The sequence below is a fragment of the Pseudaminobacter sp. Soil_N_29 genome (assembly GCF_057656055.1).
This window is the reverse complement of the sequence record NZ_JBDGLC010000002.1, coordinates 1-26,698: the sequence shown is the minus strand read 5'-3', so window position 1 is coordinate 26,698 and position 26,698 is coordinate 1. Positions and strand designations below refer to the sequence as shown.

The following is a 26,698-nucleotide window of genomic DNA, read 5'->3' as shown; positions in this document are numbered from 1 at the left end:
CTTCCGCCCTTCGGCCGCAGCAACTAGATAGCCGGGGGCAGTTTTGACGGGAATCGGGGGCCGGACATATGTGCGGAATCGTTGCAATTGTCGGCCAGGGTGCGGTCGCGCCGCTGATCGTCGATGCGCTGAAGCGGCTTGAGTATCGCGGCTACGACTCGGCCGGCGTCGCCACCATCGAGCGCGGCCAGTTGGCTCGCCGCCGCGCCGAGGGCAAGCTGATCAACCTCGAACGGCGACTGAACGCCGAGCCTTTGGAAGGCAGCATCGGCATCGGCCACACGCGCTGGGCCACCCACGGCGTTCCCAATGAAACCAACGCCCACCCGCATTTCTCCGAGGACGTCGCCGTGGTCCACAACGGCATCATCGAGAATTTTGCGGAATTGCGCAGCGAGCTGATCGCCGATGGCTACGCGTTCTCCTCGCAGACCGACACGGAAGTGGTGGCGCACCTCGTCTCCCGCGCTCTTTCCCGTGGCGCCACGCCGATCGAGGCGGCCCACCAGACGCTGAAGAGGCTTGAGGGCGCGTTCGCGTTGGCCATCATGTTCCGCGGCGACGAGGACCTCATCGTCGGCGCCCGCAGCGGCCCGCCGCTGGCCGTCGGCCATGGCGAGGGCGAAATGTTCCTCGGCTCCGACGCCATCGCGCTCGCGCCCTTCACCAATTCCGTCACCTATCTGGAGGATGGCGACTGGGCCGTGGTGCGCCGCGATTCGGTCAGCATCTTCGACATGGAGGGCAATCCGGTCGAGCGCCGGCGCCAGCAGTCGCTCGGCACCGCGTTCATGGTCGACAAGGGCAACCACCGCCACTTCATGGAGAAGGAAATCCACGAGCAGCCGGAGGTCATCTCCCACACGCTCGCCAACTACCTGGATTTCACCGCCGGCGCCTCCAGGGAGCTCGACCTGCCGTTCGACTTCGCCAAGATCGACCGCCTGGCGATTTCAGCCTGCGGCACCGCCTATCTTAGCGGCGTGGTCGGAAAATACTGGTTCGAGCGCATCGCGCGCCTGCCGGTCGACATCGATATCGCCTCCGAGTTCCGCTATCGCGAGATGCCGATCTCGAAGAACAGCGCGGCGATCTTCATTTCGCAGTCGGGCGAAACCGCCGACACGCTGGCCTCGCTGCGCTACTGCCGCAAGGCGGGCGTGCCCATCGGCGCCATCGTCAACGTGCGCGAATCCACCATCGCGCGCGAATCGGACGTGGTTCTGCCCACGCTTGCCGGCCCGGAAATCGGCGTCGCCTCTACCAAGGCCTTCACCTGCCAGCTTTCGGTGCTCGCCTCGCTGGCCGTGCGCGCCGGCGTGGCGCGTGGCACGGTCTCGCCGGATGAGGAAAAGGCGCTGGTGCGCGCGCTTTCCGAAGCCCCGCGCTATGCCAACCAGGTATTGAAGCTCGACCAGCAGATCGAGAAGGTGGCGCGTGAGCTTTCGCACTACCGCCACGTGCTTTATCTCGGTCGCGACACCAATTTTCCGCTCGCCATGGAAGGCGCGCTCAAGCTCAAGGAAATCTCCTATATCCACGCCGAGGGCTATGCCGCCGGCGAGCTGAAGCACGGGCCCATCGCGCTGATCGACGAAAACATGCCGGTGATCGTGATTGCCCCGCACGACCGCATTTTCGAGAAAACGGTCTCGAATATGCAGGAAGTGGCGGCGCGCGGTGGCAAGATCATCCTGATCACCGACCGTAAGGGTGCCGAGCAGGCCTCGCTCGACACGCTCGAGACCATCGTGCTGCCGGACGTGCCGGAAATCATCACCCCGATCATCTACGCGCTGCCCATCCAGATGCTGGCCTACTACACCGCCGTGTTCATGGGCACCGACGTCGACCAGCCGCGCAACCTCGCAAAGTCGGTCACGGTGGAGTAGTCGGCCAAAAACCGACCAGAACATTCCGGTATCCTTTCGGGCGGCTCCTGCATTATATGGACGGGGCTGGCGGCGCGCATGCGCCTCGAAAGGCAAACCCTCGACACCGGAATCAACATGGCGCGTCTGCGGAACTATTTTCTGACCGGCTTCATCGTGACTGCGCCCCTGGCAATCACGGTCTATCTGGCGTGGTCATTCGTCGGCTGGGTCGATTCCTGGGTAAAACCCTATCTCCCGAGCCGCTACAACCCCGACTACTATCTGCCGTTTGCGGTGCCTGGCTTTGGCCTCATCATCGCGCTGCTGCTGATAACGCTTGTCGGCTTTCTCACGGCCAACATCATCGGCCGCACCCTCATTTCGATCAGCGAAAGGCTGCTCGACCGCATGCCGCTGGTGCGCGGCGTCTATCGGGCACTGAAGCAGATCTTCGAAACGGTGTTGTCCAACAAGAACGAAATGTTTCGCACCGTCGGCCTCGTCGAGTATCCGCGCAAGGGCGTGTGGTCGCTGGTTTTCGTCGCTGGCGAGAAATACTCGGAGATCAACGAGAAGCTCGATGTTGAAGACGACCCGATGGTGGGCGTCTTCATGCCGTGCACGCCCAATCCCACGACGGGCTTCCTCATGTATGTGCGCAAGTCCGACATCGTTCTGCTGGACATGACCATTGAGGATGGCGCCAAGCTCATCGTTTCCGCCGGTCTGGTCGCACCGGAGGTCAAGGCCAAGGTCACCAAGATGGGCGCCCCGGCCCTGGAGCAGCTCGGCAATCCGAATGAGTTCGATGTCGCTCAGCCGGCACGCAACAGCCGCACCGCCTCGTCGCGCCCGAACAAATAGAGCAGCGTCCGCACCGCTTCGCCGCGCGCCGACTTCAGTTCCGGGTCGCGGGTAAGCAGCAGGCGGGCGTCGTCCCGGGCGATCTCCAGCAGATCGGCGTGCGCCTCGATGCGCGCGACCTGAAATCCCGGCGTTCCGGACTGTCGCGTGCCTAGCAGTTCGCCTTCGCCGCGCAGCTTCAGGTCTTCCTCCGAAATGCGGAAGCCGTCCTCCGTCTCGCGCATCACGGACAGCCGCCGCTTGGCGGTTTCACCCAGCGGGTCCTTGTAGAGCAGCACGCAGGCCGATGCCTTGGAGCCGCGCCCCACGCGGCCGCGCAGCTGGTGAAGCTGGGCGAGACCGAAACGCTCGGCATGTTCGATGACGATGATCGTTGCATCCGGCACGTCGACGCCCACCTCGATCACAGTCGTGGCGATCAGGATGCGCGTCTCGCCATCCTTGAAGGCGCGCATCGCCTCATCCTTCTCGGCGCCCTTCATGCGGCCATGCACGAGGCCAATCGAATTGCCGAACACCGGCTTCAGCGAGGCGAAGCGGTCCTCCGCCGACATCAGCTTGATCTCTTCGGATTCCTCCACCAGTGGGCAGATCCAGTAGACCTTCTGCCCATCGGCCACCGCGTCGCGCATGCGCCCGACTAGTTCGTCCAGCCGGTCCAGCGGCAGCGTGATGGTGCGGATCGGCTGGCGGCCGACTGGCTTTTCGGTCAGGCGCGAAACGTCCATGTCGCCGAAGGCGGTCAGCACCAGCGTGCGCGGTATCGGGGTCGCCGTCATCACCAGCATGTCGGGCGCGTCGCCTTTGGCGGTCATGGCAAGGCGTTGGTGCACGCCGAAGCGGTGCTGTTCGTCCACCACCGCAAGAGCGAGATCGCGAAACCGCACCGTCTCCTGGAATAGCGCATGCGTGCCCATCACGATGTTGATGTCGCCGCTTTCCAGGCCGGCTAGGATCTCGGCGCGCTCGCGGCCCTTTTCGCGGCCGGTCAGCACGGCAACCCTCATGCCGGCCTTCTCCGCGAGCGGCGCTATCCCTGCAAAATGCTGGCGGGCGAGGATTTCGGTCGGCGCCATCAGGGCTGCCTGTCCGCCGGCCTCCACCGCGCGCGCCATGGCCAGAAGCGCCACCACCGTCTTGCCGGAGCCGACATCGCCCTGCAGCAGCCGCAGCATGCGCTCGGGCTTCTGCAGGTCTGCGTCTATCTCGGCCAGCGCCTGCGTCTGCGATCCGGTCAGTTCATAGGGCAGGGCGCGCTTGATTGCAGCGATCAGCCTGCCGTCGCCGGTCAGCGGCCGGCCCGAAAGCTTGCGTACGGTGGCCCGCACCAGCGCCAGCGAAATCTGGCCCGCCAGGAATTCGTCATAGGCCAGCCGCCGCCACGCCGTGCTGTCGGGCGAGACGTCGATAGGATCGGCCGGATTGTGGATGCGGCTCAAGGCCTCGCGCAGCGGGGGAAAGGTCTGCCGCCGCATCACCTCCGCATCCTGCCATTCCGGCAGTTCGGGCACCCGTTCCAGCGCCTGTCCGATGGCGCGGCGCAGCACCTTGCCGGAAAGCCCGGCGGTGAGCGGATAGACCGGCTCGACCAACGGCAGGTTGCCGGCTTCAGCGGCGAGGGCGATATGATCGGGATGCACCATGCTCGGGCGGCCGTTGAACCATTCCATCCGGCCGCTGACGGTCACCTCCTCGCCCACCGGCAGCGCGCGCTCAAGCCATGCGGTGTTGGCGCGGAAGAAGGTCAGCGCAATCTCGCCGGTGTCGTCGAAGGCATAGACCCGGTAGGGCACCGATTTGTTGCCGGGCGGCGCCGGCTGGTGGCGGTCCACGGTCACGTCGAGCGTCACGATCGCGCCGCCGGGCGCCAGCGCGATGCCGGGCCGGTTACGGCGGTCGATCACCGAATTGGGCAGCGTGAAGATCAGGTCGCCAGCCCGCGCGGGTCGGTCCGAAATGTCGGCCGGCACCACCTTGGCGATCAGGTCAGCAATCTTCGGCCCAACCCCGGCAAGCGAAGTGATCGGCACGAACAGCGGGTCGAGAAGGGAAGGGCGCATGGCCGCCAGCTTATGCGCCCCGCGACCATGCGCAAGGCTGACAGGCCGCGTCATCCACGCTATATGCGCCGCTCGGCACAGAGGAAAAGGTTCATCATGGGCACGACACGATCGACTGAGGGGCTGGACACGCGTCGGCGCAAGCTTCTTTTCCGATCCTGGCATCGCGGCACGCGCGAGATGGACCTGATTCTCGGCCATTTCGCCGACACCACCATCGACGCCCTGTCCGACGCCGAACTGGACGAATACGAGACGCTGCTTGAGCTGAACGACGTCGACCTGCTCTCCTGGATCACCGGCGAGCAGCCCGTTCCGCCGGCCGTCGACAGCGCGATCTACCGCAAGATCCTGGCCTCTAGCCGGTCCAAGAGCTTTTAGGATGACCCTGATCAGGAAAATCGGCCTGCCCAAGGAAGGCGTCGGCCAGTTCATCGTCGACGGGGTGGCCGATGGCTATGAGGCCTTCGCGCTGGTCACGGCGGCTCTGGAAACGGCGCCGGACGGCCCGGTCATCTTCGTGGCCCGCGACGGCCAGCGCCTTCCCGCCATCCTCGATGCGCTCGCCTTCGCCGCGCCCGACCTGCCGGTGCTGGGATTCCCGGCCTGGGACTGCCTGCCCTACGATCGCGTCTCGCCGGGCGCCGATGCCGCCGCCCGCCGCCTCGACGCAATGGCCGCCATGGCCTCTCTTGCCAGGCAACCGCACCGCGCAGTCATCCTCACCACGGCCAACGCGCTGTTGCAGCGCATCCCGCCGGCCTCGGCCATCGAGGCGCAGACCTTCCATGCCCGCCCGGGCAATCAGGTCGACATGAACGCGCTGATCGGGCGGCTGGAGAATTCCGGCTTCGACCGCGTCGCCACCGTTCGCGAGGTCGGCGAATTCGCCGTGCGCGGCGGCATCCTGGACCTGTTTGCCCCCGGCGCACCGGAAGCGCTGCGGCTCGACTTCTTCGGCGACACGCTGGAATCGATCCGCGCCTTCGACGTCGCCACCCAGCGCACCACCGGCCAGCGCACGGCGCTGACGCTGCAGGCCATGAGCGAGGTGGCGCTTACGCCCGAGGCCATCAGCCGCTTCCGCCGCAAATATATCGAAGCCTTCGGCGCGCCCTCGCGTGACGACGGGCTCTACGCAGCCGTCAGCGAAGGCCGCCGCTTTGCCGGCATGGAGCACTGGCTGCCCTTCTACTACGAGCGGCTGGAAACCATCTTCGACTATCTGCCCACGGCGCCGGTGGTATTCGACCATTTGGCGCGGGAGGCGCTGGGCGAGCGCCACACGCTGATCCTCGACTACTACGAGGCCCGTCGCCATCCCGCCAGCGGCGCGATGAAGGATGCCGTGCCCTACAAGCCGGTGCCGCCGGCCGAAATGTATCTGTCGCCCGACGACGTGGCCGCCGCGCTGCCCGATCGCATGGCCATCGAGTTCACGCCCTTCGACACGCCGGAGACAGGCGGTCGCAAGCTGCTGCACGCCGGCGCCAGGCCCGCGCGCGGCTTCGAGCTCGAGCGCGCCGACCCGAACGTCAATGTCTTCGAAGAAGTGGTCAAATATATCGGCGACCTGCGCGCGGCCAAGCGGCGCGTGGTGATCGCGGGCTGGACCGAAGGCTCGCTCGACCGCCTTTCGCAGATCCTCACCGAGCACCATCTCGGCAACCTCAAGCCGGTCGCCATCCTGGCCGACGTCAAGAACCTTGGCGCCGGGCAGGCCGGCATGGCGGTGCTGCCGCTCGAGGCGGGCTTTGAAACCGACGAATTCGTCGTCGTAGCCGAACAGGACATACTGGGCGACCGCCTCGTGCGCCGCTCGAAGAAGCGCAAGCGCCCGTCGGAGTTCATCGCGGAGGCGGCCGCGCTTTCGGCCGGCGACATCGTCGTCCACGCCGACCACGGCATCGGCCGTTTCATCGGCCTGCGCACCATCGAGGCGGCTGGCGCGCCGCACGATTGCCTCGAAATCCACTATGCCGGCGACGACCGGCTGTTCCTGCCGGTGGAAAACATCGAGCTGCTCTCGCGCTACGGCTCGGATTCGGCCGAAGCCACGCTCGACAAGCTGGGCGGCGGTGCCTGGCAGGCGCGTAAGGCCAAGCTCAAGCGCCGGCTGCTCGAAATGGCAGGCCAGCTCATCAAGCTCGCTGCAGAGCGCCAGATGCGTGCCGCGCCTGCCATCAACCCGCCGGACGGCGTCTATGGCGAATTCGCCGCCCGCTTCCCCTACGAGGAAACGGACGACCAGCAGCGCGCCATCGATTCCGTCATGGACGACTTGTCGGCCGGCAAGCCGATGGACCGCCTGGTCTGCGGCGACGTCGGCTTCGGCAAGACCGAGGTGGCGTTGCGCGCGGCCTTCCTCGCCGCCATGGAAGGCTTCCAGGTTGCAGTCGTGGTGCCCACCACGCTGCTTGCCCGCCAGCACTACAAGACGTTTGCGCAGCGCTTCGCCGGCCTGCCCGTGGTGGTGCGTCAGGCCTCGCGCATGGTCGGCTCGAAAGAACTGGCCGAAACCAAGAGGGCCGTCGCCGAAGGCACGGTCGACATCGTCGTCGGCACGCATGCGCTGCTCGGCTCCACCATCTCCTTCAAGAACCTCGGCCTGCTGATCATCGACGAGGAGCAGCATTTCGGCGTCAAGCACAAGGAGCGCCTGAAGGAGCTGAAGAGCGATGTGCATGTGTTGACGCTTTCGGCAACGCCCATCCCGCGCACGCTGCAGCTTGCACTCACCGGCGTGCGCGAGCTTTCGCTCATCGCCACGCCGCCGGTCGACCGCATGGCGGTGCGCACCTTCATTTCGCCCTTCGATCCCCTGGTGGTGCGCGAGACACTGCTTCGGGAACGCTATCGCGGCGGCCAGAGTTTCTATGTCGTGCCGCGCATTTCCGATCTCGCCGATGTCCGCCAGTTCCTGGAAGAATCGGTGCCGGAGCTGAAGGTCGCGACAGCCCACGGCCAGATGCCGGCCGGCGAGCTCGACGACATCATGAACGCCTTCTACGACGGCCAGTACGACGTGCTTTTGTCGACGACCATCGTGGAATCCGGCCTCGACATCCCCACTGCCAACACGCTCATCGTGCACCGTGCCGACATGTTCGGCCTGGCCCAGCTCTACCAGCTTCGCGGCCGCGTCGGCCGTTCGAAGTTGCGCGCCTATGCGCTGTTCACCCTGCCGGCGAACAGAAAGCTCACCGACACGGCCGAACGGCGCCTGAAGGTGCTTCAGTCGCTCGACACGCTGGGCGCCGGCTTCCAGCTCGCCAGCCACGATCTCGACATTCGCGGTGCCGGCAACCTGCTCGGCGAGGAGCAGTCCGGCCACATCAAGGAAGTCGGCTTCGAGCTCTACCAGCAGATGCTGGAGGAGGCGGTGGCCGAGATCCGCGGCACCGGGGAAGTGCTCGACGGCGGCTGGTCGCCGCAGATCACTGTCGGCACGGCGGTGATGATCCCGGAAGGCTATGTGCCGGACCTCCAGCTCAGGCTGGCGCTCTACCGGCGCCTCGCCGACCTCGATTCGCCGGAAGAGATCGACGCCTTCGCCGCCGAGCTTATCGATCGCTTCGGACCGCTGCCGGAAGAGGTCCAGCATCTGTTGAAGATCGTGTTCATCAAGGCCCTGTGCCGCAAGGCCAATGTCGAGAAGCTGGACGCTGGCCCCAAGGGCGTGGTCATCCACTTCCGCAAGCGCGAGTTCTCGAACCCGGCTGGCTTGGTGAAATACATCGGCGAACAGGGCTCGCTGGCCAAGATCAGGCCGGATCAAAGCGTGGTCTTCATCCGCGACTGGCCGAGCGCCGAAAAGCGCCTTGCCGGCTCGGCCGTGGTCATGACGCAGCTTGCGCGGCTGGTCGAAAAGGCAGCCTGATAGCTGTCAACGCAGCCGCGCCCGGGAGGGTCCATGCCGCGCGCTGCCGCAACGACCCCACCGCGATCCGCTACGCGGTTCGACCCTCCCCTCAAGGGGGAGGGAACGCCAGCGCCCTACTGCACCGGCTCCAGTTCCCCGCGCGCCTTCGCGGCGGCGATCTGGCGGATCGCATCGGCCAGCACCTCGCTGTCCTGCGCTCCCATCACGGCATATTTGCCTTCGAACAGGAAGCAGGGAACGCCCGTGACGCCCATGTGCGAAGCCGTCGCCGCCTCGTTGGCGACCGCGTCTCGGTCGGCGTCGGTCGCCAGCATGGCTTCCACCACCGGCGCATCCATTCCGGCTTCGCGCGCGGCCTCCACAAGCACGGCGTGGTCGCCGATATTTTTGCCTTCCTCAAAGTAAAGCTGGAACAGCCGTCGGGCGAGGCGGCCCTGAACCTCGGCACCGTTCGAAGCCGCCCAGCGCAGCACACGGTGCGCATCCAGCGTGTTGGGGGAAACCTCGATGGCTCCGAAATCGAAATCGATGTCCTCGGCCTTGCCGACCTGCCCGACATTGGCGTGGATTTCGCGCAGGCGCTCCTCGCTGCCGAACTTGGCCAGCATATATTGCCTGCGGTCCCGGCCTTGCGGCGGAATGGTCGGATCGAGCTGAAACGGACGCCAGCGGATCTCGACATCCACCTCCGGCACTGCGGCGACAGCCTTGTCGAGCCGCTTCTGGCCGATGAAGCACCAGGGGCAGACCACGTCCGACACCACGTCGACGGTGATGGATTGCTTCGGGCCGCTCATCGCGGGCTCCTTTCTGTCGGCCATGCCGGCTCAGGGTTGCTTATGCCACCAGGTGGGAAGCTGATAGCCGAACACCGGTGTCTTGGCAGGATGCGCCAGTTGGCTCCAATAGGAGAGGTACTGCCGGTTGTCGTATTGCATCGGCACGATATAGGCCCCGGATATCAGCAGCCGGTCGAGCGCACGCACTGCGGCCACATAGGCGTCCTTGTCGCGGGCATTCAGCATCGCCTCGATCATCGCATCGATTGCGGGCTCGGCCACGCCGGCCAGGTTGAACGATCCTTCCGTGTTTGCCGATTCCGAACCCCAGCGGAAGGTAAGCTCTATGCCCGGCGACAGCGTGCCCAGAAAGCCGGTGGAGCCGATCAGCACGTCGAAGTCGAAGCGCTGCTTGCGCATCTGGATCTGGTCGGCCTCGAGGGCGCGGATGTTCACCCCGATACCGATCTTGGCCAGCGTGCGCTGGTAGAGGGCCGCCAGCCGCTCCTCGCTCTGGGAGGAAGTGAGGATTTCGAAGCTGAAGGGCTGGCCTTGCGGATCGAGCAGCTTGCCGTTCTCGATGCGATAGCCCGCGCTCTTCAGCAGGTCCAGCGCCGTCTTCAGCGGGGCGCGGTCGTGACCGGAGCCGTCCGTTTCAGCGGGACGGTAGGTGCCGTCCATCACCTCGGGCAACACCATGCCGGAGTAGGGCGCCAGCAGCGCGCGTTCAGCTTCGCTGGCCGGCTTGCCCAAAGCGGAAAGCTCGGAGTTCTGCCAGTAGCTCGCCGTGCGCTTGAACTGGCTGTTAAAGAGGTTCTTGTTGGCCCATTCGAAATCGTAAAGCATGGCCAGTGCGCGGCGCACGCGCACATCGGCGAATTTCTGCAGCCGCGTGTTGAACAGGAAGCCGGTGACGACCGGCGGCAGTCCGTTTTCGAAGACCTCGGTCACCACCTTGCCTTCGCGCATTGCTGGAAAGTCGAGGTTGCGTTCCCGCTTGACCGGATCGTTCTCCTCGTAAAGCGCGCAGATGCCTTTCTTGAAAGCTTCGAACTGCGAATTGGCGTTTAGGAAGTATTCGATGGTGACGCGGTCGAAATTGTCGAAGCCGCGCTTGGAGGGCAGGTCCTTCGCCCAATAGTCAGGGTTGCGCTCGAAGACGATCCTCTGCCCCGGCACCACCTGAGCTACCCGGTATGGCCCGCTGCCGATCAGCGGCTTCAGCGTGGTCTGATCGAAGGTTTCCTTGTTGAAGGCGTGCTTCGGGATGATGGGCGTCATCGCCACGATCAGCGGAAACTCGCGGTCGGCGTTCTCATTGAAGGTGAAACGCACGCTGCGCTCGCCGGTCTTTTCCAGCTTGGCGATTTTCTTCATGCGGTCGCTGTAGGGCGGGCGGCCCTTTTCGGTATAGACCTCATAGGTGAACACCACGTCGTCCGCCGTCACCGGCTGCCCGTCCGACCAGTTGGCGTTCGGATTGATATGGAATTCGGCAACCTTTCGGTCGGGCGAGATATCGAGCGATTCGGCAAGCAGCCCATAAAGAGAGAACGCCTCATCGGCGCTGCGCTGCATCAGCGGCTCGAACACCAGGTTGCCGTAGATGGTGTCGATCATGCCGCGCGCGGTGGTGCGCAGGCTCTTGATGATGAACGGGTTGAGATTGTCGAAGGTGCCGACCACGCAATAGGTCACGCTGCCGCCTTTCGGCGCGTCCGGATTTGCATAGGGAAAGCTTCGGAAACCGTCCTTCAGCGCGGGTTCGCCCTGCATTGCGATCGCATGAACCGGTTCGGCAGAGGCCCCGCCGCCGTTCGACAGGATGGCTGCGGCGGTACAGAGCGAGAAAATCATGCGGCGCATCACGGGGATCCCAAGGCAAACTTTTCGGTGACGATTCGAGAAGGAATCTACCATGACGACACTATTGTGAGTTTAGTTGGGACAGACGCCAATAATCGCATGCAGCGGGGCTGGATTCGCAACGCTGCCCGGTGTAACACCGCCGTCAAAGTCATGCTGTCGCCGCATTTGCGCAACAGGTAGCGTTGGCGACGGCAAGCAAGCCGGTCCCGGGATCATTTGAGAGGATTGAGATAGATGACGAGCCTCAAAACCGACGCTGCACGTCTTTCGGTTATGGCTGCAGGCGTGGTCGGCATGCTCGCCGCAGGGCTGGCGCCGGCCGCAGCGCAGCAAATTCCACAGGGTTGGTTCAAGGCCTGTTCCAAGCAGGAAGACGTCGACATCTGTAACGTCCAGCATATCTCAACCGCCGCCTCCGGCCAGCTGGTGACCGGCATCAGCCTCATCGAGCTCAAGGGCAAGGTGAACCGCAAGGTATTCCAGGTCACGGTTCCCACCGGCCGCCTGGTGCCTCCCGGCATCGGCCTCCAGATCGACGGCGGCAAGGCGCAGAAGCTCGACTACGTGATCTGCTTCCCGGACCGTTGCGTTGCCGAAGCGCCGCTCACCGACCAGCTGGTTGGCTCGTTCAAGAAGGGCTCTGAGCTCACCTTGACCTCGGTCAACTTCCAGAACCAGCAGAACCCGGTCAAGGTTTCCCTGCAGGGCTTCACCGGCGCCTATGACGGCGCGCCGCTGCAGCAGTCCGACCTCGAGGAGCGCCAGAAGAAGCTCCAGGAGTTCGTCAGCAAGAACAACGAGGACTTCGCCAAGAAGCTCAAGGAAGAGCAGGAAAAGGCGAAGACCGCCAACTGATCGTCAAGACAGGTTAATGAAAAAGCGGGGCTTCGGCCCCGCTTTTTTGTTTCCATCAGATTGCTGCAGGCGGGTCTTTCAGTGGCGAGCCTGTCCCTTCGGCGCATAATGACCGTCGGCGGTGGTTTCGAACAGATCGGCAAGCTGAGGATGCCGCATCGGCTCGCCCGAGTGGTCGGCAAGCAGATTCTGCTCCGAGACATAGGCGATGTATTCCGTCTCGTCGTTCTCCGCGAGCAGGTGGTAATAGGGCTGGTCCTTGCTGGGCCTGAGTTCGGCGGGAATGGCCTCGTACCATTCCTCCGTGTTGTTGAACTGCGGGTCGACATCGAAGACCACGCCCCTGAACGGGAACAGACGGTGGCGCACCACCTGGCCGATAGCAAATTTCGCCGTCTTCATTTCAGTCACGTCCAAAATCCTGGCCTTGCATTCACGCAGGCCCCATGACCGCATTCGGCGGCCACCGAAGAAAGAACTCCTTCAGGATATTTGGACCAACGCTTTCAGCAATTCAATCCCGCGTGAGGCTCATGGGAAAACAACGATTTAGCGGTGACGGTGCAAATCGAACGTCACCACAGCCTGGTGCCGGTGAGCCAAGGTCAAGCAGGTTTCTCTAATGCGCACCCGGGCGCGGAGGGAAACCCGGCTTGAAAAGAGATCCCAGCGCCGAGAAGCCGCTGCCGGGCTTCAGGCCCTCGCGCATGAAAAGGGCGCGAAGCGGCGCAAATCCGCCAAGCACGCTAAGCCCTGCGCTGCGCAGCAGCTGGGCCGGCAGCAGGTTTGAGAGCAGCGACTGGTTCAGCAGCCCCACCGCGCCGCTGCGCGCCAGAATGTCCGGCCGGCGCTGCCTGTCATAGGCAGCCAAGGGTGCGGGCGCCCCCGGGTCCGCACGACTTGAAGCGACGATCTCCACCAGTTGCTGGACATCCCTGATGCCGAGATTGAGCCCCTGGGCCCCGATAGGCGGGAAGACATGGGCTGCCTCGCCGACAAGCGCTACCCGGTTCTGGGCGAAGCGGCGCGGCAGTATCGCCGAAAGCGGATAGACCTGCCGGCCAGGCTCGACCGTCACACGTCCCAGCATCGATTGCATGCGCTCTTCGGCACGCATCGACAGCGTTTCGTCGTCCAGTTTCACGAGTTCTTCGGCCGTCTCGGGTCTCACTACCCATACGAGACTGGAGCGATTGCCGGGCAGGGGCACCTGGGTGAAGGGGCCGGTTTCGGTGTGGAACTCAGTCGAGGTAAAGCCATGTTCGCGCGTGTGGGCAAAATTGAGCACCAGCGCGGCCTGCGGATAGGGGTGAGTGGAGGTCGAAATGCCTGCGGCTTCCCGCGCCGGCGACAGTCGCCCGTCGGCGGCAACGGCAAGTGCGGCGTTGATTTCCGTTCCGTCCGCCAGCAGCGCACGCACCTGATGCGGCTCAAGCTCCCAACGCTCGACGAGGCTGCGATGCCAGACGATCTCTCGATGAGAGGAAACAGCCGTCTCCAGCGCTTCGTTCAGGATGCTGTTGGGAATGTTGAGGCCGAAATAGGGCTCGCCGATCTCGCTTGCATAGAAGGTGACGACCGGGCTGCGGATCAGCCGCTGAGTGGCATCAACGATGCGCATGGCGCGCAGCGGTGCGGCTCTGTGCTCCAGCGATGCCAGAACGCCGAGGCTGTCCAGAAACTTCAGGGCAGGGACCATAAGCGCCGTCGTGCGGCGATCCTGGCTGTTGGCAGCCGGGCCGACGAGGTCGACGGAGAAACCCGCCTTCGCAAACGCCAATGCGGCGATCAGCCCCGCTGGGCCGGTTCCCGCGACCAGGATTTCGGCTGTTCTTTCGCCACCCAAAGCAAAACCTCTTTGCATTTCCGGCACCGGATGCAAATCCGGCTGTCCCTTTCATATAGGATAGGCCTATCCTATTGATCAACGTGGCGTTTCAGCCCAACGGTCGATCATGAACGGAAATCCGGAAGGCTTCGATCACCTCGACCGGAAAGGTCGCGCGACGGGTCACGTCGCACGGAACCCACGCAAGGTCGTCTACGCCATGCTGGGCGCGGGCATCATGCTGTCATGGGCGCTGCTGGCGCTCATGGCGCTGCGTGGAGCCGAGATCCGGGGGCCAGGAAGCGAAGCGCCCGGAGACGAACTGTTGCGCATGCTGCCGCCTGTGCCCGTGCCAGCCTTCATGGACCGGTTCTTTTCGTTGTGCCTGAACCCGCTGCCGCCCGGTGGCCTGGCCCCGGACCTCTTCGCCGCACTCACGCTGATGTGGTTGCTGATGTCGGTTGCGATGATGCTTCCTTCGGCGGCCCCGATGATCCGCACCTATTGCGAGATCGCCGACACCGCAGGCAGGAAGCGCGAGGCCGCGGTGCACCCGCTGGTCCTGGTGGCCGGATATCTTTGTGCGTGGCTCGCCGCTTCGGCCTTGTTTGCGGCACTGACGGTTCTCGTTCATCGGTTTGCCGCCGGGATCCAGACCGCGCCGGTCAAGGGAGTGGCCGGTGCGCTGGCTCTTGGCCTTGCGGGGCTTTACCAGTTCACAGGGTTCAAGGATGCCTGCCTGAACAAGTGCCGCAATCCGTTCTCTATCCTGTTCGCCCGATGGAGCCCCAGGCCACTTCGCATCTTCCGGCTTGGGGTGGAGCAGGGCTTGTGGTGCCTGGGTTGCTGCTGGGCGCTGATGCTGGTGATGTTCGCCGTCGGCATCATGAATTTGTTCTGGATGGCGCTGATAGCGGTATTTACGCTGGTCGAAAAACAAGGAACAAGGCATGTCTCGACGCGGCTTGCAGGTGCGATACTGCTTGTCTGGGCTGTTGCGCTTCTATTAAGCTCAGTCTGACCGGGAAGGGGGACGTTCCATGGCCGACCAGAGCTGGGCGATGAAGGGGGAGCTTGTACTTTCCTGTAACTGCACAGTTTTCTGTCCTTGTGTGCTCTCATTGGGCAACCATCCGCCGACGGAAGGCTATTGCCAGACCTGGGCCGGCTTTCGCATCGATGCCGGGCATTACGGCGATGTCGACCTGTCCGGCCTCAATCTCGGGTTGATTATGGAAATTCCCGGCTATATGAGCCGCGGCAACTGGACGGCCGGGCTGTTCATAGATCAGCGAGCGTCGATCTATGCGGCGAAGGCCCTTACAAAGATATTCACCGGCAAGGCCGGCGGCACGACCTCGCTGCTGTCGATCCTGGTGGGGAAATTCCTCGGCGCCGAGCAGGTGCCGATCAGCTATGAGACGCACGACAGGACCCGCGTGTTCCAGATACCGAAGATCATCGATGGCGCGATCACGCCCATCCCGGGAAAGAACAAGGCGGGGGACACTGTCATCACCAATTCCGAATACTGGATCGCGCCCGAGATCATCGTCGCCAAGTCCGACAAGAGCAGGATGCGCGCCTTCGGCCGAAACTGGAACTTCACTGGCCGATCGGCCGAAATCTGCAAACTGGACTGGCGCGGCCCGTGAAACGAAAAAAAGTAACCTGGCCGCAAGCGAAGGCCTTTTCCGTCCACCTCCTCACCGCGTCAGGCTCGTTCCTGGCCTTCCTGTCGCTGGTCGCAGCCAGCGAACAGCGCTGGACTGCCATGTTCTGGTGGCTGGGGCTGGCCCTGTTCGTCGACGGGATCGACGGTCCCATCGCGCGCAAGCTCGAGGTCAAGGACATTCTGCCGACGTGGTCGGGCGAACTGCTCGACAACATCATCGACTACGTCACCTATGTGCTGATCCCCGCCTTTGCGCTCTACCAGCGCGGTTTCATGGGCGATAAGCTGTCATTCCTGGCCGGGGCGCTGATCGTGGTTTCGAGCGCGATCTACTATGCCGACACAGGCATGAAGACGAGGGAGAACTTCTTCAAGGGGTTCCCGGTGGTGTGGAACATGATCGTCTTCACGCTATTTGTCATCGAACCGGGAGAACTGGTTTCGTTCGCGGTGGTGGCCGTGTCGGCAATCATGACCTTTGTGCCCATGTACTTCCTGCATCCGGTGCGGGTGAAGCGCCTGCGCGAACTCAATCTCGCCGTCTTCCTCGCCTGGTGCGCCTTCGGTGCTTTCGCGCTGGTGCAGAACATGGATGCGAGCGAAGTCGTGAAGATCGGCATTGCGGTCACCGGCGTCTACCTGTTCTTCATCGGCGGCGTCATGCAACTCTTCCCCAATCTCGGCGCAAGGAAGCTCTGATCATGTCCAAGGCCGTTCGCATCCATGCTCATGGCGGCCCCGAGGTCCTAGCCTACGAGGATGTGGAGGTCGGAAGTCCCGGTCCCGGCCAGGCGCTGGTACGCCACACGGCAATAGGGCTGAACTTCCTGGATACCTACTACCGCAGCGGGCTCTATCCCGCTCCCGCTGGCCTGCCGCTGACACCGGGCAGCGAGGCGGCCGGCGTCGTGATGGAAGTAGGCGAGGGGGTGGACTGGCTGAAGAAGGGCGACCGCGTCGCCTACACGCTTCCGCTCGGCGCCTATTGCGAGGAACGTCTCGCACCCGCCGACAGGCTGGTGAAGCTGCCGCAAGGCATAAGCGACGAGAAGGCGGCGGCCATGATGCTGAAGGGCATGACCGCCGAATATCTCCTGCGTCGCACCTACCATGTGCAACCGGGCGACACGATCCTGTGCCATGCCGCTGCGGGCGGTGTGGGGCTCATTCTGGGCCAGTGGGCAAAGCATCTCGGCGCCACGGTGATAGGCACGGCCGGCTCCGCCGAGAAGGTGGCGCTGGCAAAGGCCCATGGCTACGACCACGTCATCGACTACCGCGAACAGGATTTCGTGGCGCAGGTGAAGGAAATCACCGGCGGGCGCCTCTGCAATGTGGTCTACGATTCCGTCGGAAAGGATACTTTTCCCGGTTCGCTCGATTGCCTGCGCCCGCGCGGCATGTTCGTGAGCTTCGGCCAATCCTCCGGGCCGATCCCGCCCTTCAACATGGCGCTGCTGTCGCAGAAGGGATCGCTTTACGCAACACGCCCCACCTTGTTCACCTACATCGCCGCGCGCGAGGATCTGGAGGCCTCAGCCGCGGCGCTCTTCGACGTGGTTGAGAAAGGCGTTGTCGATATCCAGATCAATCAGCGCTACGCGCTGAAGGATGTGGCGGATGCGCATCGCGATCTCGAATCGCGCCGGACAACCGGCGCAACCGTCCTTCTCCCCTGAAAATCTTGAAGGTCTTTCAAGTCCTGCGAAGCTTTGCGTTGTGAACCGCACGCACATACGGTATCCGGGGAACATAAAAACACTTGATGGGGACCTTGTGACAACCATTATGGAAGCACCCGCTGCGAACCTTCTGGAGGTCCGCGGCCTGACTAAGATATTTGGTACCCTGAAAGCCTGCGACGGCATCGACCTTGCGATCGGCAAGGGCGAAATCCATGCCCTGCTGGGCGAGAACGGCGCCGGCAAATCCACCCTCGTCAAGATGCTTTTCGGCACGCTGGAGCCGAATGCCGGCGAAATCCGCTGGAATGGCCAGCCAGTGCGCATTGCCAATCCGCATGCGGCGCGAAAGCTCGGCATCGGCATGGTTTTCCAGCATTTCTCGTTATTCGATGCGCTCACAGCGGCCGAGAACATCGCCCTGTCGCTCGAGGACGAGGCCCAGATTTCCACCATTGCCGCAAAGGCCAAGGCACTCGCCTACAGCTACGGCCTGCCGCTCGATCCCTATGCGCTGGTAGGCGATCTTTCGGTGGGCGAGCGCCAGCGCATCGAGATCATCCGCTGCCTGCTGCAGACGCCGGAACTCATTATCCTCGATGAGCCGACCGCAGTGCTGACGCCGCAGGAAGCCGACAAGCTGTTCGAGACGCTTGAGCGCCTGCGCTCCGAGGGCAAGTCGATCCTCTACATCTCGCACCGGCTGGAAGAGGTCAAACGCCTGTGCGACCGCGCCACGGTGCTGCGGCACGGCAAGGTCGTCGGCCATTGCGACCCGCGCCAGGAAACGGCGGCGTCGCTTGCCCGCATGATGGTGGGCAGCGAAGTGCAGGCGGTCGTGCGCCCGCCGGTCGAAGGCATCGATGAAGCGGCGGTCCTGCTTGAAGTGCGCAATCTCTCGCGCAAGCCCGCTACGCCGTTCTCGATCCCGCTGCGCAACATCAATCTCTCCGTGAAGGCGGGAGAGGTAATCGGCGTCGCGGGCGTGGCAGGCAACGGGCAGGGTGAGTTCTTCGAGGCGGTCTCGGGAGAGGTCCTGCAAGCGGAAGCCGGTGCCGTGCGTATCCGCGGCCAGGATGCCGGCAATCTTTCCATCACCGGGCGGCGACTTCTCGGGGCCGCATTCGTGCCGGAAGAGCGGCTGGGGCATGGTGCCGCGCCGCGCATGAAACTGTCGGAAAACCTCTTGCTGTCGCGCCACGCGACTGACAGAAAGGCGTTTCTCGGCAAGGGCGGCCTGGTGCGCAACAGCGCAATCGCTTCGGCCGCGCAGCGCATCATCGCAGCGATGGACGTGCGCAAGAGCGCGCCAGATCCCGAAGCCGCCTCGCTTTCCGGCGGCAACCTGCAGAAATTCATCATCGGCCGCGAGCTCGACCGCCAGCCGGCCGTAATGGTGGTCAATCAGCCGACCTGGGGCGTGGACGCGGGCGCTGCAGCGCGCATACGCCAGGCGCTGATCGAACTGGCTCGCAAGGGCTCCGCGGTCCTGGTCATCAGTCAGGATCTCGACGAATTGTTCGAGATTTCAGACGCCATCGCAGTGATGCACAACGGCGAACTCTCCAAGCCCTTGCCCATTGCGGAAGCGACGTTGGAAAAGATCGGCCTTCTCATGGGCGGCGCCGAGCCCGGCCACGTTGAACACGTCGCGGAGGTCGCTTGATGCGCATCGAACTCGTCAAACGTCCGCAGCGCTCGGCGCTGTTCGGCGTGCTCTCGCCCTTCATCGCGCTTGCACTGACATTGGTCGCCGGCGCCATCATGTTCTCCCTGCTCGGGAAGAACCCGGTCGACGCGCTTTACTACTATTTCATCGATCCGCTGCGCGAGGTCTGGTCCCTGCATGAATTGGCCGTGAAGGCCGCGCCGCTGATCCTGATCGCGGTTGGTTTGTCGGTCTGCTTCCTCTCCAACAACTGGAATATCGGCGCCGAAGGGCAGTTCATCATGGGTGCCGTCGCAGGTTCGGCCCTGCCGGTCATGTTCCCGGATTTCCAGTCGTGGATCGTTCTGCCGCTGATGCTAATCATGGGCATGGTTGGCGGCGCGGCCTATGGCTCCATACCGGCCTTCCTGAAGACGCGCTTCAACACCAACGAAATCCTGACCAGCCTCATGCTCGTCTATGTCGCGCAACTGTTCCTGGACTGGATGGTGCGCGGGCCGTGGCGGAACCCTCAGGGCATGAACTTCCCGGAAACGCGCAACTTCCACGACTACGCCATCCTGCCGGAAATCTGGTCGGCATCGGGCAGGGCGCACTGGGGCTTCATCTTCGCGCTGATCGCAGCGGTCGTGGTCTGGTTCATGCTGACGCGCACCTTGCGCGGCTTTCAAGTGCAGGTGCTGGGGCAGAGCCCGCGGGCGGGGCGCTTCGCCGGCTTTTCGGCGTCGAAGATGGTGTTCTTCGCCTTCATCGTCTCGGGCGCCTTGGCCGGCCTTGCCGGTATCTCCGAAGTCTCCGGCGCCATCGGCCAGCTTCGCCCGACGATTTCGCCGGGCTATGGCTTCACCGCTATCATCGTGGCGTTTCTCGGCCGGCTCAACCCGCTCGGCATCGTCGCGGCAGGGCTGATCCTGGCGCTTTCCTATCTCGGCGGCGAGGCAGCGCAGATCTCCATCGGCGTTTCCGACAAGGTCGTGCGCGCCTTCCAGGGCCTGCTGCTTTTCTTCGTGCTCGGCGCCGATACGCTGATCCATTATCGCATCCGCTTCGTCGGTGCAGCGCCGCGCAAGGCGGAGGTTTCCCATGGGAATGCTTGAAGCCATCCTCATCACCATCGCGACGGCGGCGACACCGCTGCTGATCGCCTCGATCGGCGAACTGGTGGTGGAACGCTCCGGCGTGCTCAACCTCGGCGTCGAAGGCATGATGGTGATGGGCGCGGTCACCGGCTTTGGCGTGGCGCTGACCACCGGTTCGCCCTGGCTCGGCTTCCTCGCCGCGATCGCAGTCGGCGCGCTGTTCTCGCTGCTCTTCGCCTTCCTGACGCTCACCCTGGTGACCAACCAGGTCGCCACGGGTCTTGCGCTCACCCTGCTTGGTCTCGGGCTGTCGGGCATGCTTGGTGAGGGCTTCGTCGGAATTCCCGGCGTGAAGCTCGGCACCATCTACATCCCCTTCCTGAGCGACCTGCCGCTGGTCGGCAAGCTGGTGTTCGGCCAGGATCCCATATTCTACCTGTCTCTGCTGCTCACCGGCGGCGTCGCCTATTTTCTCTTCCGCACTCGCGCGGGCCTGACGCTCCGTTCGGTCGGCGACAACCACGCCTCGGCCCACGCGCTCGGTATCAACGTGATCCTCATCCGCTATCTCTCGGTGATGTTCGGCGGCGCCTGCGCCGGTCTGGCGGGCGGATATCTTTCCATCGTCTACACGCCGCAGTGGGTGGAGAACATGACCGCCGGCCGCGGCTGGATCGCGCTGGCGCTGGTTGTGTTCGCGTCCTGGCGGCCATGGCGGGTTCTGGCGGGCGCCTATCTGTTCGGCGCCGTCACCATCGGCCAGCTTCACGCGCAAGCGCTGGGGATAGGGATACCGTCCCAGCTGCTTTCTTCACTCCCCTATCTGGCTACCATCGTCGTACTTGTTCTAATCTCGCGCAACAGGCGACTGACGATGGTGAACACACCGGCTTCACTGGGGCGGCCGTTTGTGCCAGATCGCTGAATGACAACAAAATGGGATCACATGCCCCCGGGCAAACTGACAAGAGGATGAGCTATATGAAGAAAACCATTCTATCGCTTGCCACGGCCGCGGCTGTGCTGTCGTTCGGAACGCTGGCCGCCGAAGCCAAGGTCAAGGCCTGCTGGATCTATGTCGGCCCGATCGGCGACTTCGGCTATTCCTACCAGCACCATCAGGGCCTGCTGGAAGTGGAGAAGGAACTGGGCGACCAGGTCGAGACGGCCTATCTCGAAAGCGTTCCGGAAGGCGCCGACGCCGAGCGCTCGCTCGAGCGCTTCGCCCGCTCGGGTTGCAACATCATCTTCGCGACCTCCTTCGGCTTCATGGACCCCACCAACAAGGTGGCCGGCAAGTTCCCGGACGTGAAGTTCGAACACGCCACGGGCTACAAGCGCGAGCATCCGAACGTCGCGACCTACAACTCGAAGTTCCATGAAGGTCGCTACGTCCAAGGCATCATCGCCGCCAAGATGTCGAAGACTGGCGTTGCCGGTTACATCGCGTCGTTCCCGATCCCGGAAGTGGTGCTCGGCATCAACGCATTCATGCTCGGCGCGCAGTCGGTCAATCCGGACTTCAAGGTCAAGGTCGTGTGGGCCAACACCTGGTATGACGCCGGCAAGGAAGCCGACGCCGCCAAGGCTCTGATCGACCAGGGCGTCGACGTCATTACCCAGCACACCGACTCCACCGCCCCGATGCAGGTTGCCACCGAGCGCGGCATCAAGGCCTTCGGCCAGGCCACCGACATGATCAAGTTCGGCCCTGAGACCCAGCTCACCGCCATCGTCGACGATTGGGGCCCGTACTACGTCAAGCGCGTCAAGGCCGTTATCGACGGCACCTGGGAGCAGCACGACGTGTGGGACGGCATGAAGGAAGGCAACGTCGTCATGGCGCCCTTCACCAACATGCCTGACGATGTGAAGAAGCTGGCCGAGGAAGCCACCGCCAAGATCACGTCCGGCGAGTTCAACCCCTACACCGGCCCGATCACCAAGCAGGACGGCACCGAGTGGCTGAAGGCGGGCGAAGTGGCCGATGTCGGCACGCTGCTGGGTCTGAACTTCTACGTCAAGGGCGTGGACGACAAGCTGCCGCAGTAAGGCTGACGGCACATCCGACAAGCGAAAAGGGCGCCCGTGTGGCGCCCTTTTTGTTGCTCGAATCGATTGTGGGACTGGCCCGCGGGTTACTCACTGCAACGGTTCAGCCGTGTAGCCGTGACGCTCAGCAAGTGGAGACGTCAGACAGCGGTGCCGTAGAGGTCGTAGGCGTCGGCCTGATCGATCTTGACCGTCACGATATCCCCCGCGCGCAAGGGGCGGCGCGACTGGATGTGGACCGAGCCGTCGATCTCCGGCGCATCGTATTTCGTGCGGCCCTTGGCGCTGAGACCGTCGGTTTCGTCGATGATGACGGGCAGGCGCTTGCCGACTTTCTTCTTCAGTTGCGCTGCCGAGATCTTCTGCTGCCGCTGCATGAAGCGATGCCAGCGCGCTTCCTTGACCTCTTCCGGCACCTGCTCCAGGCCGAGATCGTTTGAGCGCGCGCCCTGAACCGGCTCATATTTGAAGCAGCCGGCACGGTCGATCTTGGCTTCGTCCAGCCAGTCGAGCAGCATCTCGAAGTCTTCCTCGGTCTCGCCCGGAAAGCCGACGATGAAGGTCGAGCGGATGGCGAGGTCGGGGCAGATATCACGCCAGCCACGAATGCGCTCCAGCGTCTTCTCGCCATGGGCAGGCCGGCGCATGTTCTTCAACACCTGCGGCGAGGCGTGCTGGAACGGAATGTCCAGATAGGGCAGGATCTTGCCCTCGGCCATCAGCGGGATGACGTCGGCGACGTGAGGGTAGGGGTAGACGTAGTGCATGCGCACCCACACGCCCATCTCGCCGAGTTCCCTCGACAGGTCGAGGAACTTGGCCCGCACCTCGCGCTCCTGGAAGATGCTGGTCTCGTACTTGATGTCGATGCCGTAGGCACTCGTGTCCTGCGAGATGACGAGGATTTCCTTCACGCCTGCCTTGGCAAGCTTCTCGGCTTCACGCAGCACATCCGCAGCCGGCCGCGAGACCAGATCGCCGCGCAGGGCAGGGATGATGCAGAAGGTGCAGCGATTATTGCAACCCTCGGAAATCTTGAGATAGGCGTAGTGGCGAGGGGTGAGCTTTACTCCCTGCGGCGGCAGCAGGTCTACAAAGGGGTCGTGGGCCGGAGGTGCCGCCTCGTGCACTGCGGCCATAACGCTCTCATAGTCTTGCGGGCCGGTGATCGCCAGCACGTTCGGGTGCTTGTCGCGGATCAGCTCCGGCGTTGCGCCCATGCAGCCGGTGACGATGACCTTGCCATTTTCCTTGAGCGCCGTGCCGATGGCCCCAAGCGACTCGTCGCGCGCGGAATCGAGGAAGCCGCAGGTGTTCACCACCACGAGATCGGCGCCGTCGTGCTTGCGCGAGATTTCGTAGCCTTCGGCCCGAAGCCGGGTGATGATCCGTTCCGAATCCACCAGGGCTTTCGGACATCCAAGGCTGACGAAGCTGACGCGGGGCGAGGACATGTGACTGCGTTCCGGATTCTGGAGCACGGATCCCGGCAGCCGAAACTGTCATCTAAGATGCGCGCTGAAAGACACTAGGGAGACCGCCAGAGCCCGGTGGATGGGCGACGCAGACTCGTAAACTGGGCGGCGCAATATCACAGTTTTTTCCGCAATGGAATCGCTTCCGCCATGCCGATTGCACAGTAGTTTCTGCCTCAGAGCCGGTCGGACAGGTAGGGCGCGAGATCCATGTAGCCGCGATAGATCATGTCCAGTGCCACGTAAAGGATGATCAGCAGGCCGACATAGGCGATCCAGCGATAGCGGTTGAGCAGCTTGGCTATGAAGCTTGCCGCGAGTCCCATCAATGCGACCGACAGAGTGAGCCCGATGACCAGCACCGTGAAATGGTCGCGCGCCGCGCCCGCGACGGCCAGAACGTTGTCCAGCGACATCGACACGTCGGCAACGACGATCTGGATAGCGGCCTGAGCCAGGGTCTTGCGTTTCGGGCCGGCAGTTGCGGCCCTCGTCGCGACCGCATCATCGTCGTCGTCCTCGCCCAGAGCTTCGGCGGCGGCGTCGAGCTCGGCGTGGGTCGTGCGCAATTCGCGCCACATCTTCCAGCAGACCCACAGCAGCAATATGCCGCCCATAAGCAGCAGACCGAGTATCTCCAGCAGCTGGATGGTGAGGGCAGCGAAAACAATGCGCAGCGCCGTGGCGGCAAGTACGCCGATTAGAATGGCTTTCTTGCGCTGGTCCGCGGGCAAACCGGCCGCGGCCAGGCCGATGACGATGGCGTTGTCGCCGGCAAGCACGAGATCGATCGCGATGACCTGCAACAGCGCCGAAAAACCCGCGGCCGTGAAAACTTCCATCCGTCGGCGCCTTTCGCGTTTCTTGTCAGCTTCTCCCGCGCGGCATGCGGTAACGCGGGAAGTCGCCGCGCGTCAAGTGAGCTGCCGAGGCCGATCCCGAATAATGGGGAAGGGGCACCGACACAGGACGACATCCGCCTCTGCAGCGGATTCCGTTGTTCCAATAGGACATGACTCGCCGGGCCTCCTTCATTCCAATGCCAGGCGCGCCGACTCTCTCGTGAAATCCGGCTGGCAACCATCACTCGTGTTGCCGGCAGTCTCGAAGTGCATGCCGATGTCGGTCGATCCGCGGGCAAAGAAAAACGTCCCGAATTGCCTAAGCCGGTGTAGCAGGGTTTCCGCCGTGGTTTTTCGTTGCTATGACGCGAACACGAGCAGATTGCGGCAATCCACGTTGACGAAGTCCTTGCGCGAGTTATAAAGGCGCAGAACCGTCTGCTGGCGATGCCGCACATGCACAGTCGGTCGACGGAGGGATGGCCGAGCGGTTTAAGGCACCGGTCTTGAAAACCGGCGTGGCAGTGATGTCACCGTGGGTTCGAATCCCACTCCCTCCGCCAACAAATTCATCCATTCAATTTGCTAAAGTCGCGATGGGGCGGGCCCCAGCGAGGGCAATAAATGTGGCGGCCATTTTGAAATGTCCGCCGCTGAGCAAAATAGAAATGTCACTTTGACCCACCACACGGCACGACGACCAGCCCCGATCTGACCGGCTGGTCCGGGTTGCAAGGCAGATCGGGGCGGGTGATCTCATTCTGCCGCGTCGCGACGAAGACAAAGCTTTCTCTCGACGCGCGAGCACCACGTGATCGTTCACGAAATCCTTCCGACGTCCTGGCCCACGAGCACGCGGCACATACCCATTCTTCTCGCTGTTGGTCCTGACCTTCGGTGGCGGCAAGTGGCGGCAACTGATGCTGCTGCTCCTTGATATAGGCCAGAACATCAGAAAGTCGCTTGTTCTCCGTGATTGCCGCATGGGTCACACGCTGGTCCTTGCGGCCGACCAGCCCGCGCGTCACTGCGTTCTCCTCCAGCATGATGCGCTGGCGCTCGTAGGAAAACGTCAGCTGGGCGCCGACATAGCGCTGCTCTCGCTTGCACAGAATGTCCTTGAGCCGGTCCGCCATGAGGTTCAGCGGCCGATGCAGGTCCTCCGGGCGGGCAGGCGTTCGGGCAAAGCGCGCGTTGTGGCGCTCGATAAAGCCAGGCAAAAAGGCGTTGCCCGCTTCCATGTCAGAAATCCCCGCCAGCCGCAGTTCCTTCACCAGGCGGTCCTGCAGCGTCCGGTTGGCGCGCTCGACCCGACCCTTGGCCTGGCTCGAGTTCGCACAAAGAATCTCGATGTTTAGCTCTGAAAGCGCACGGCCGAACTGCGTCATGCCCTGGCCGCCCTTGGCATCCTTCTTCGCCACCCGGAACACCGAATGCTTGTCGGAATAAAAGGCGATTGGGGCGCCGTGATCCTTCAGATAAAGCTCAAGCGCCTCGAAATACGTAAACGCACTTTCCGAGCGCACGAACCGAAGCTGCATCAGCTTGCCTGTCGCATCATCGATGAACACCAACAGCGAACAGGGCGGCCCGCGATCCTCGAACCAACGATGCTCGGAGCCGTCGATCTGCACCAGCTCGCCTAAGGCCTCACGGCGCAACCGTGGCTGATGGAACGAGCGCCGCTGCTGGCGCGACAACCAGAGACCGTCGTCCGACATCCATTTGCGCAGCGTCTCGCGCGATACCCTCAGCCCAGCATGCTCGGCGAGCTTCTCGGCCGCCAAGGTCGGACCGAAATCCGCATAGCGCTCACGCACGATCGCCAAGGCATAATCACGCACACCGTCGCAAATTCGATTGTTCGACCGCCGTCCGCGGGCTTTGTGCCGAATTGACGCTGCGCCATCCGCGCGGATCCGCTCCAGAAGTCGGTGGACCTGGCGTGTGCTCAAATCAAGAACACGCGCCGCCGACACCAGCGTCATCCGGCCGGCGACAACCTTCGACAAAACCTCGATCCGCTGCAGATCACGCTCGCTCATCGCAACCAGTCCCATCCGCAACCCCCACGTCTCAAACGCGGGGAGTGTGACATTCTTACTTTGCAGATTCAGGACATTCTAACTTTGCGGTGTGAGTTCTCGTCGAAGCGCGACTTTGAGCTGGGGTAGGGTAGCCGGTTCATCGCCGGGCGGCCAGCAGCTTCTGC

At 63.4% G+C, this 26,698-nt stretch carries 20 protein-coding genes, 1 tRNA gene and 1 pseudogene; 14 read left to right on the top strand and 8 right to left on the bottom strand.

Translation table 11 applies throughout. From position 1 onward, the window contains the following. Window positions 1–68 precede the first annotated feature (68 nt). Complete coding sequence (gene glmS, locus AC3A4H_RS06155) at window positions 69–1,892, top strand: glutamine--fructose-6-phosphate transaminase (isomerizing) (RefSeq protein WP_487765919.1); 1,824 nt, start codon at window positions 69–71, stop codon at window positions 1,890–1,892. A gap of 117 nt (window positions 1,893–2,009) precedes the next feature. Next, on the top strand, window positions 2,010–2,738 hold the full coding sequence (locus AC3A4H_RS06150; protein ID WP_487765918.1) for a DUF502 domain-containing protein: 729 nt from the start codon (window positions 2,010–2,012) through the stop codon (window positions 2,736–2,738). Here AC3A4H_RS06150 and recG read toward each other — a convergent pair. Continuing rightward, on the bottom strand, window positions 2,690–4,798 hold the full coding sequence (gene recG, locus AC3A4H_RS06145; RefSeq protein WP_487765917.1) for an ATP-dependent DNA helicase RecG: 2,109 nt from the start codon (window positions 4,796–4,798) through the stop codon (window positions 2,690–2,692). The two genes, AC3A4H_RS06150 and recG, sit on opposite strands and share 49 nt — an antisense overlap. 93 nt (window positions 4,799–4,891) lie before the next feature. Here recG and AC3A4H_RS06140 point away from each other — a divergent pair, with 93 nt between their 5' ends. Beyond that, the gene (locus tag AC3A4H_RS06140; RefSeq protein ID WP_348777701.1) at window positions 4,892–5,179 is read left to right on the top strand and encodes an FAD assembly factor SdhE; all 288 of its coding nucleotides are present in this window, start codon (window positions 4,892–4,894) and stop codon (window positions 5,177–5,179) included. Window position 5,180: 1 nt separating this feature from the next. Continuing rightward, window positions 5,181–8,678 (top strand): transcription-repair coupling factor, encoded by a 3,498-nt coding sequence (gene mfd, locus AC3A4H_RS06135; protein ID WP_487765916.1) that lies wholly within the window; start codon window positions 5,181–5,183, stop codon window positions 8,676–8,678. 116 nt (window positions 8,679–8,794) lie between these two features. Here mfd and AC3A4H_RS06130 read toward each other — a convergent pair whose 3' ends face one another. Together AC3A4H_RS06130 and AC3A4H_RS06125 are read right to left on the bottom strand one after the other, a co-directional pair. Then, window positions 8,795–9,478: a DsbA family oxidoreductase gene (locus AC3A4H_RS06130; RefSeq protein ID WP_487765915.1), complete on the bottom strand. Its 684-nt coding sequence runs from the start codon at window positions 9,476–9,478 to the stop codon at window positions 8,795–8,797. Between the two features lie 30 nt (window positions 9,479–9,508). Then, a complete protein-coding gene (locus AC3A4H_RS06125) occupies window positions 9,509–11,326 on the bottom strand; it encodes an extracellular solute-binding protein (protein ID WP_487765914.1) in 1,818 nt (605 codons plus the stop codon). 237 nt (window positions 11,327–11,563) lie between these two features. Here AC3A4H_RS06125 and AC3A4H_RS06120 point away from each other — a divergent pair, with 237 nt between their 5' ends. Continuing rightward, complete coding sequence (locus tag AC3A4H_RS06120) at window positions 11,564–12,184, top strand: invasion associated locus B family protein (protein WP_487765913.1); 621 nt, start codon at window positions 11,564–11,566, stop codon at window positions 12,182–12,184. Between the two features lie 78 nt (window positions 12,185–12,262). Here AC3A4H_RS06120 and hspQ read toward each other — a convergent pair whose 3' ends face one another. Both hspQ and AC3A4H_RS06110 read right to left on the bottom strand, forming a co-directional pair. Continuing rightward, complete coding sequence (hspQ, locus tag AC3A4H_RS06115) at window positions 12,263–12,586, bottom strand: heat shock protein HspQ (protein WP_487766338.1); 324 nt, start codon at window positions 12,584–12,586, stop codon at window positions 12,263–12,265. 217 nt (window positions 12,587–12,803) lie between these two features. Beyond that, window positions 12,804–14,030 carry a UbiH/UbiF family hydroxylase gene (locus AC3A4H_RS06110; protein ID WP_487765912.1) on the bottom strand — a complete coding sequence of 409 codons (1,227 nt, stop codon included), beginning with the start codon at window positions 14,028–14,030 and terminating at the stop codon, window positions 12,804–12,806. A gap of 202 nt (window positions 14,031–14,232) precedes the next feature. On the opposite strand from AC3A4H_RS06110, the gene AC3A4H_RS06105 reads away from it, so the two are divergent. The 8 genes from AC3A4H_RS06105 (at window position 14,233) to AC3A4H_RS06070 (ending at window position 22,169) form a co-directional block, all read left to right on the top strand. Beyond that, entirely contained in the window at window positions 14,233–15,033 is an 801-nt protein-coding gene (locus AC3A4H_RS06105) for a DUF2182 domain-containing protein (RefSeq protein ID WP_487765911.1), read from the top strand. A gap of 19 nt (window positions 15,034–15,052) precedes the next feature. Continuing rightward, window positions 15,053–15,667: a DUF1326 domain-containing protein gene (locus AC3A4H_RS06100; protein WP_487765910.1), complete on the top strand. Its 615-nt coding sequence runs from the start codon at window positions 15,053–15,055 to the stop codon at window positions 15,665–15,667. Further along, window positions 15,628–16,386: a phosphatidylcholine synthase gene (gene pcsA / locus AC3A4H_RS06095; protein WP_487766337.1), complete on the top strand. Its 759-nt coding sequence runs from the start codon at window positions 15,628–15,630 to the stop codon at window positions 16,384–16,386. The genes AC3A4H_RS06100 and pcsA overlap by 40 nt, the downstream gene beginning before the upstream one ends. Before the next feature lie 2 nt (window positions 16,387–16,388). Then, window positions 16,389–17,366 (top strand): quinone oxidoreductase family protein, encoded by a 978-nt coding sequence (locus tag AC3A4H_RS06090; RefSeq protein WP_487765909.1) that lies wholly within the window; start codon window positions 16,389–16,391, stop codon window positions 17,364–17,366. A gap of 109 nt (window positions 17,367–17,475) precedes the next feature. Further along, on the top strand, window positions 17,476–19,035 hold the full coding sequence (locus AC3A4H_RS06085) for an ABC transporter ATP-binding protein (RefSeq protein WP_487766336.1): 1,560 nt from the start codon (window positions 17,476–17,478) through the stop codon (window positions 19,033–19,035). Beyond that, window positions 19,032–20,135 (top strand): ABC transporter permease, encoded by a 1,104-nt coding sequence (locus tag AC3A4H_RS06080; RefSeq protein ID WP_487765908.1) that lies wholly within the window; start codon window positions 19,032–19,034, stop codon window positions 20,133–20,135. The genes AC3A4H_RS06085 and AC3A4H_RS06080 overlap by 4 nt, the downstream gene beginning before the upstream one ends. Further along, window positions 20,122–21,042, top strand: coding sequence for an ABC transporter permease (locus tag AC3A4H_RS06075; protein ID WP_487765907.1), 921 nt, complete (start codon window positions 20,122–20,124; stop codon window positions 21,040–21,042). The genes AC3A4H_RS06080 and AC3A4H_RS06075 overlap by 14 nt, the downstream gene beginning before the upstream one ends. A gap of 56 nt (window positions 21,043–21,098) precedes the next feature. Further along, window positions 21,099–22,169, top strand: coding sequence for a BMP family ABC transporter substrate-binding protein (locus AC3A4H_RS06070; protein WP_348776877.1), 1,071 nt, complete (start codon window positions 21,099–21,101; stop codon window positions 22,167–22,169). Window positions 22,170–22,309: 140 nt separating this feature from the next. Here the strand turns inward: AC3A4H_RS06070 and rimO are convergent, their stop codons facing one another. Together rimO and AC3A4H_RS06060 are read right to left on the bottom strand one after the other, a co-directional pair. Beyond that, a complete protein-coding gene (gene rimO / locus AC3A4H_RS06065; RefSeq protein ID WP_487765906.1) occupies window positions 22,310–23,623 on the bottom strand; it encodes a 30S ribosomal protein S12 methylthiotransferase RimO in 1,314 nt (437 codons plus the stop codon). 197 nt (window positions 23,624–23,820) lie between these two features. Further along, complete coding sequence (locus AC3A4H_RS06060; RefSeq protein WP_348776875.1) at window positions 23,821–24,486, bottom strand: TerC family protein; 666 nt, start codon at window positions 24,484–24,486, stop codon at window positions 23,821–23,823. 473 nt (window positions 24,487–24,959) lie between these two features. On the opposite strand from AC3A4H_RS06060, the gene AC3A4H_RS06055 reads away from it, so the two are divergent. Further along, window positions 24,960–25,049 (top strand) — tRNA-Ser (locus AC3A4H_RS06055). 193 nt (window positions 25,050–25,242) lie between these two features. Here the strand turns inward: AC3A4H_RS06055 and AC3A4H_RS06050 are convergent. Further along, window positions 25,243–26,546 (bottom strand): annotated as a pseudogene (locus tag AC3A4H_RS06050) (ISNCY family transposase). Window positions 26,547–26,698: the final 152 nt, after the last annotated feature.

What these genes read in the sequence shown, in the direction of transcription:
- hspQ (WP_487766338.1), bottom strand. Translation starts at nt 12,586, where the DNA reads ATGAAGACGGCGAAATTTGCTATCGGCCAGGTGGTGCGCCACCGTCTG.
- AC3A4H_RS06130 (WP_487765915.1), bottom strand. Translation starts at nt 9,478, where the DNA reads ATGAGCGGCCCGAAGCAATCCATCACCGTCGACGTGGTGTCGGACGTG.
- rimO (WP_487765906.1), bottom strand. Translation starts at nt 23,623, where the DNA reads ATGTCCTCGCCCCGCGTCAGCTTCGTCAGCCTTGGATGTCCGAAAGCC.
- glmS (WP_487765919.1), top strand. Translation starts at nt 69, where the DNA reads ATGTGCGGAATCGTTGCAATTGTCGGCCAGGGTGCGGTCGCGCCGCTG.
- AC3A4H_RS06120 (WP_487765913.1), top strand. Translation starts at nt 11,564, where the DNA reads ATGACGAGCCTCAAAACCGACGCTGCACGTCTTTCGGTTATGGCTGCA.
- recG (WP_487765917.1), bottom strand. Translation starts at nt 4,798, where the DNA reads ATGCGCCCTTCCCTTCTCGACCCGCTGTTCGTGCCGATCACTTCGCTT.
- AC3A4H_RS06070 (WP_348776877.1), top strand. Translation starts at nt 21,099, where the DNA reads ATGAAGAAAACCATTCTATCGCTTGCCACGGCCGCGGCTGTGCTGTCG.
- AC3A4H_RS06075 (WP_487765907.1), top strand. Translation starts at nt 20,122, where the DNA reads ATGGGAATGCTTGAAGCCATCCTCATCACCATCGCGACGGCGGCGACA.
- mfd (WP_487765916.1), top strand. Translation starts at nt 5,181, where the DNA reads ATGACCCTGATCAGGAAAATCGGCCTGCCCAAGGAAGGCGTCGGCCAG.
- AC3A4H_RS06060 (WP_348776875.1), bottom strand. Translation starts at nt 24,486, where the DNA reads ATGGAAGTTTTCACGGCCGCGGGTTTTTCGGCGCTGTTGCAGGTCATC.
- AC3A4H_RS06100 (WP_487765910.1), top strand. Translation starts at nt 15,053, where the DNA reads ATGGCCGACCAGAGCTGGGCGATGAAGGGGGAGCTTGTACTTTCCTGT.
- AC3A4H_RS06085 (WP_487766336.1), top strand. Translation starts at nt 17,476, where the DNA reads ATGGAAGCACCCGCTGCGAACCTTCTGGAGGTCCGCGGCCTGACTAAG.
- AC3A4H_RS06125 (WP_487765914.1), bottom strand. Translation starts at nt 11,326, where the DNA reads ATGCGCCGCATGATTTTCTCGCTCTGTACCGCCGCAGCCATCCTGTCG.
- AC3A4H_RS06105 (WP_487765911.1), top strand. Translation starts at nt 14,233, where the DNA reads ATGCTGGGCGCGGGCATCATGCTGTCATGGGCGCTGCTGGCGCTCATG.
- AC3A4H_RS06150 (WP_487765918.1), top strand. Translation starts at nt 2,010, where the DNA reads ATGGCGCGTCTGCGGAACTATTTTCTGACCGGCTTCATCGTGACTGCG.
- AC3A4H_RS06090 (WP_487765909.1), top strand. Translation starts at nt 16,389, where the DNA reads ATGTCCAAGGCCGTTCGCATCCATGCTCATGGCGGCCCCGAGGTCCTA.